This window comes from Cyanobacteriota bacterium (assembly GCA_027618255.1).
Lineage (GTDB): Bacteria > Cyanobacteriota > Vampirovibrionia > LMEP-6097 > LMEP-6097 > JABHOV01.
In genome coordinates, this window is sequence record JAQCFG010000088.1 from 1 (window position 1) to 5,950 (window position 5,950).

Sequence of the window (5,950 nt, forward strand, 5' to 3'; positions counted from 1 at the left end):
CTTGGTTCGCTTAAAATCGAGCAAGAAACTGTTGTTGATTAGTGAATTTTTGGAGAGCATCATCACTGATCCCTTTCTCTTTGATAATTGCATCAATCAATTTAGGATCTAGTAACAAAGAGCCTCTGCTGAACATGTCACTTGTCCTAAGTGCTATTTCAGCGGCTTCGTTCCATGGTCGTGTGTTGTCAGTGTCGTTCTCGTATCTTTGTTGAAGAAACTCTAATGTGATATCTAAGGCTTGATCTAGATGTGATTTGCGATCTGGATGATTGTCAATTGTTAGTTTGGCTTCATTGTCTCCGAGACTTAGAAGGTATCTAGGTTCTGAACTAGTTGTGTCTGTTTCTGAGCCTTCACTGTTGGAGAAAATATCATCGTTGTCATTGAGTAAATCAAAGATTTCTTCATTGAGCCGTGTTACATTAAGTTCAAATTGCTCAAAGAGTTTGTCTACTAAAGCCTCGATAGCATTTTTGTCTATCAGTAAATTGCTGATATTGTTTTCAAGATCTTCTACTGATGAGCTATCATCATTAGCTAGTTTGTTAATCATTCCCAGTATGCTGCTGTCATCTGAGCTGATTTCTCCAGTGGCACTTTTACCTACTAACTCATAGAGTTTGGAGATATTGCCAGTGATATCATTTTGTAATTTATTAAAGTTGACTCTGAGTTTTGATTCAATTGCTTCTAATCTACTAGCACTATCTTGAAAATAGATTATGTCACCTTGTGTCCAAGCCGGTGAATCAGCGTCCCTTTCTGTTCTGTAAAGCCCAAGTGATAGAGACTCTCCTTCGATATCAAAAGTTTTAAAATTGCCACCTTCAGTTCCAGTGACTTGATTCAATAAATCAAATAGGGCCAAGGCTTTATCAGTAATTTGACCACTGATAAATTCAGCGCCAATGGATGGATTTGCTCTAGGATCTGTGTTGACCACGAATGAATTGAAGCAATTGGCGATTAAGACTAAGTTAAGTATCCACTGAAAATGAGCTTTCCCGGAGCCTTTTTGGCAAGAATAGCCGGCCGTTTGCTAAAATAATGTATATAAGCCCTTATGGAAAGACCTGACAATAGCACTTATGTTTTAGCTTGCCCAAGAGACGATGGCACTATCGCTGTGCTTTGTAGAACCAATGGTACAAGTCCAGGGCCGGCTCTTTGCAATAGTAAGAAAAACGCTATTAAGCTCAAGACCAAACTCACTAACGACCCTCGTGGAATCGCGAATAATAGAGCGATGGAATTGATCAAAAGTCTTTATATCTACAAAATTGATACTTCAATTGAACCTATTTGGAAAGCTGGTTCACTTTGGGCCTATTTGCCACAAGAAAAAGCTGATTGTGTAGAGAGCTCTGCTTTTGCAAATTAGTTAGGTGATTGGATACGACCCTATGCAATCTATGCAATTATTAAGTCTTTACGTATATTCCAAATAAGCGCTTTCCCTTGCTATCAATGACTTATAATTATTTTGCTTTGTCACAGTCAACTATTAGTCATATACGCAATCTTGCAATCATCGCTCACGTCGACCACGGGAAGACTACGCTTTTGGATGCGATTTTGAGCCATACCGGTAGCCTCGATAACCACAAGGAATATGATAGTTGCATCATGGATAGTAACCCTCTTGAAAGAGAGCGTGGAATTACTATTTCTAGTAAAAATACCACTGTTAAATATGCTGACCATATTATCAATATTATTGACACTCCGGGTCACTCGGATTTTGGTGGAGAAGTTGAGCGTGTACTTGGAATGGTACAAGGTTGTTTGCTTTTGGTTGATGCTTTTGAAGGACCGATGCCACAAACACGTTTTGTTTTGAAAAAGGCATTTGAACAGGGTTTGAAGCCAATCGTTGTTATTAACAAAATCGATAAACCAAATACTACTATTGATAGGGTGATAGACAATGTACTTGAGTTGTTTATTGATCTTGGTGCAACTGACGAACAAATTGATTTTCCGATTATTTATGCTTCAGGTATTAAAGGAATTACTAGTCTCGATTTGGAAGCTGCGCTTGCTAGCACTGAAAATGATATTAAACCATTGATGGATGTAATTCTTAAAACAGTACCACCAGCACCAGGCAATGTGGACGCACCGTTTTTGTTTCAAGCAGTGAGTCTTGATGCCAACGACTATATGGGTAGAATGCAAATCGGTAGAATCTTAAATGGTACTGTCAAAGTCAATGATCAAGTGAATTGGATTGATGCAGTTGACAAGGCTGTTGTTAAGAAAAAGATTGCACGAATTTATGGTTTTAATGGTCTTGCCAAAGTTGAGATTCCAGAAGCCAGCGCTGGTATGATCATTATGATTGCTGGAATTGAAGGTGCCAATATCGGTGACACGATTTGTGATCTAAGTCTTACTGAAGCTTTGCCATCAATATTGATTGATGAGCCTACTTTAGAGATGGTTTTTTCAGTGAATGATAGTCCTTTTGCTGGGCTTGAAGGCAAGTTTGTTACTTCAAGACAAATTAAAGATAGACTTGAAAAAGAATTGGCTGTCAATGTGGCACTTAGAGTGCAAGATACAGATAGAACAGATTCTTTTGCTGTTGCAGGTAGAGGTGAATTACATCTTGGAATTTTAATTGAGACTATGAGACGAGAGGGTTATGAGCTGCAGGTCTCTAAGCCACATATCGTTAAAAAGATAGTTGATGGTGCTGTTCATGAACCATTTGAGGAATTAGTAATTGACGTACCTGAAGAAAATGCTGGAGCTTGTATTGAAGCATTAGGCAAGCGCAAAATGGAAATGATTGCAATGAATACTATTCAAGGGCGATCAGTTGTGACTTTTCATATTCCAACTAGAGGTTTGATTGGTTTTAATAATGACTTTGTCAAAATTACCAAGGGTGAAGGAATCATGAATCATAGTTTTCTTGATTACAGACCTAGCGTTGGTGAGATGAATAGAGTCAGATCTGGAGTACTTATTAATTTAGAGACAGGAAGAGTGACTCCTTATGCCCTGCAGCAATTCGCTGATAGAGGGATTTTCTTTATTGAGCCTGGTATTGAGGTCTACAAAGGAATGGTAGTTGGGGAGGCTAACCGCCCGCAGGATATTACAATCAACTTAACTAAAGAAAAACAACTTACTAATATGAGAACTTCTGGTTCTGATACTTTGGTGCATTTGAAAACACCTAAAAAGATGTTACTAGAAGAAGCTTTGGTATATATCAATGATGATGAGTTGGTTGAAGTTACTCCTTTGAATATACGTTTGCGTAAAACAGTATTGGATAAAAAAGAAGCGAGAGCCACTAAGCCTAAAGGGCAGCCATAAAGCGTCATTGCCAGGAACCCGTAGGGTAACCTAATGCAAAGACGAGAGCATTCTTGTGATTTATGGATTAGATGGCTTTGGCAAGGCCTCGCAATAACGAGCTATTTGCTACAATACATATTCTATGGTAACAAAAACAGCTAAAAAACTACCGGTCATTGGAGTTTCAACCCTAGGTTGTCCCAAAAACCTAGTTGATACAGAAAACATTATTGGTATCTTGCATGCGGCCGGTTATCAAATTACAGCTGATCATGATAAGGCAGATTTGTCCTTGGTCAATACTTGTACTTTTATTGAAGATAGTACTAATGAGAGTATTGAGGTTTTGGGTGCACTGGCTGATGCTGGACACAAATTAATTATCACTGGTTGTATGGCGCAGCGCTACAAGGGAGATCTTTTTGATGAGCTGCCTGAAGCGCAAGCAGTAGTTGGTACTGGTAATGTCAAAGATATTCTTGATGTCGTTAAACAAGTGACAGCAAAGATGAACGCCGGTGAAGATGCCAAGATAGTTTGTGTTGATGAGAAACCAGATTCTGTTGCTAATGCGTTAACTCCGCGAGTGCATACTCAGGTAAGTCCTTCAAGTTATCTCAAGATTGCAGAAGGTTGTGATCATCGTTGTGCTTTTTGTATCATTCCGCATTTGCGCGGTGATATGAACTCTAGAACAATCGAGGATGTTGTTGCTGAAGCCAAGATCTTAGTTGAGCGAGGAGCGCAAGAAATAGTTTTGGTTTCTCAAGACTCGACAGCCTATGGTACTGATATCTACAAACGCAGAGCGCTTGCTGATTTGCTTGAAGCTGTTGCCACTGAGTCTGGAGCCAAGTGGATTCGAGTGATGTACGCCTATCCGACTGAGATGGACGAAGCCATGCTTGAAGTGATTGCAAAGCATGACAATATCATGAACTATATTGATATTCCCTTACAGCACGCTTCTCGTGAGGTTTTGCTCAGGATGAAACGCCCTCCTACTGTGCGCGATACAGTAGCTTTAATCAAGTCTAAATTACCAGGTGCTTGTATTCGTACTACTTTTATTGCTGGTTTTCCTGGCGAGACTGATGAGGATTTTGACGAGCTTTATAGTTTTATTGAAGACTCGCGTTTTGATAGAGTTGGTATTTTTACTTACTCCAAGGAGATGGGTACTCCTGCATATGACCTTGCTGATCAAGTAGCTGATGAAATTAAGCAAGAGCGTAGAGCTAAATTAATGCAATTGCAGCAGCAGATTAGTTTAGAAAAAAACCAAGAACTTCTTGGCAAAGAATTAACTGTTTTGCTTGAGGATATTGAGGAGCTTGAGGATGGTAGCTATAGGTTGATTAGTCGTAGTTACCGTGACGCGCCTGAAATCGACGGGCAAGTATATTGTGAGCTTGATGCTGATGCGATTTTGCCTGCACCAGGATCATTTGTTCAAGTCAAACTTGTTGATTGTGATGAGTATGATTTGTTTGGGGAGTTAGTTGCTTAACGTATTAAAGTCAAGCTCTTTGTAGGGTTTTGTTGGAATGAGAAGCCTTAACTAAGTTGCTTATATTCTTAGCACTAATAATTTTGGCTCCAAGCGCTTCTTTGTTTTGTAGTTTGCGAAAACTAGACTCCGGGATAATGATTTCTTTGTAACCTAGTTTGCTACATTCTCTGATACGAGCTTCTATATCGGTTACTGAGCGGATTTCACCAGATAGACCAAGCTCACCAAGGGCAACTATATCCCGGTCATTGCTCTGCCCCATAGCGCTATTGTAAATAGCAAGCGCGATGGCAAGATCAAGAGCAGGGTCTTTGATATTGATACCGCCAACTACGTTGAGATAGATATCGGTTTTGGCAAGACTAATACCGAGGGTTTTTTCTATGATGGCAAGTATTTGATGAAGCCGATTGATTTCAACGCCGTTGGCAATGCGCCTTGGGTTAGAGTAATCAGAACCAAGCGTGAGTGCTTGTATTTCAAGCAGGATAGTGCGCTTACCCTCACGAGCCGCAAAGAGCATGCCGCCTGATTTCTCTTCAAGAAAAATAGCAGAAGGGTTGGTGACATCAATTAAGCCATGAGCTTCCATCTGAAAGATAGCAATCTCATCAGTGGAACCAAAACGGTTTTTGATACTGCGCAGGAAACGGATATTGGAGTCTCTACTGTTTTCAAACTGAAGCACCGTGTCTACCATGTGTTCAAGCATCTTCGGTCCAGCGATATCACCTTCCTTGTTGATATGTCCAACGATAAAGATTGGTACATTGATACTTTTGGCTAGGCGCATCAGGTTGCCGGTACATTCACGAATTTGGCTTGGTGAGCCAGGTACAGAGTCTAGTTCTGCAAGGTAGACAGCTTGAATACTGTCTATGATAACGAGATTAGGCTCGAGATTTTCGATTTCATTGATGATTGAATTTAAATTATTTTCTGCATAGACCAAAATCTCCTTACAGTCGGGTTTGATGCCAAGTCTATTGGCTCTGAGCTTAAGTTGCCTACTAGATTCTTCAGCACTTACATAAAGCACTGTGAGATTTTGATCGGCGAAGTTCTTACTGACTTGAAGCAGTAGAGTCGATTTACCAATTCCAGGCTCTCCGCCCATGAGCG

At 40.1% G+C, this 5,950-nt stretch carries 5 protein-coding genes; 3 read left to right on the forward strand and 2 right to left on the reverse strand.

What is annotated here, in order from left to right; all coding sequences use genetic code 11:
• Positions 1-10: 10 nt before the first annotated feature.
• The gene (locus tag O3C63_09275) at positions 11-946 is read right to left on the reverse strand and encodes a hypothetical protein (GenBank protein ID MDA0773115.1); all 936 of its coding nucleotides are present in this window, start codon (positions 944-946) and stop codon (positions 11-13) included.
• A 120-nt stretch (positions 947-1,066) separates the two neighbouring features.
• Between O3C63_09275 and O3C63_09280 the strand changes: the two genes are divergently transcribed.
• The 3 genes from O3C63_09280 (at position 1,067) to rimO (ending at position 4,825) form a co-directional block, all read left to right on the forward strand.
• Positions 1,067-1,384, forward strand: a complete 318-nt coding sequence (locus O3C63_09280) for a hypothetical protein (protein ID MDA0773116.1) — start codon at positions 1,067-1,069, stop codon at positions 1,382-1,384.
• Positions 1,385-1,470: 86 nt separating this feature from the next.
• On the forward strand, positions 1,471-3,333 hold the full coding sequence (typA, locus tag O3C63_09285) for a translational GTPase TypA (protein ID MDA0773117.1): 1,863 nt from the start codon (positions 1,471-1,473) through the stop codon (positions 3,331-3,333).
• A 124-nt stretch (positions 3,334-3,457) separates the two neighbouring features.
• A complete protein-coding gene (gene rimO, locus O3C63_09290) occupies positions 3,458-4,825 on the forward strand; it encodes a 30S ribosomal protein S12 methylthiotransferase RimO (GenBank protein ID MDA0773118.1) in 1,368 nt (455 codons plus the stop codon).
• 10 nt (positions 4,826-4,835) lie between these two features.
• Here the strand turns inward: rimO and radA are convergent.
• On the reverse strand, positions 4,836-5,950 hold a 1,115-nt coding region (gene radA, locus O3C63_09295; GenBank protein ID MDA0773119.1), incomplete at its 5' end, for a DNA repair protein RadA.

Coding starts and splice junctions, on each gene's coding strand:
- rimO (MDA0773118.1), top strand. CDS start 3,458: ATGGTAACAAAAACAGCTAAAAAACTACCGGTCATTGGAGTTTCAACC.
- typA (MDA0773117.1), top strand. CDS start 1,471: ATGACTTATAATTATTTTGCTTTGTCACAGTCAACTATTAGTCATATA.
- O3C63_09280 (MDA0773116.1), top strand. CDS start 1,067: ATGGAAAGACCTGACAATAGCACTTATGTTTTAGCTTGCCCAAGAGAC.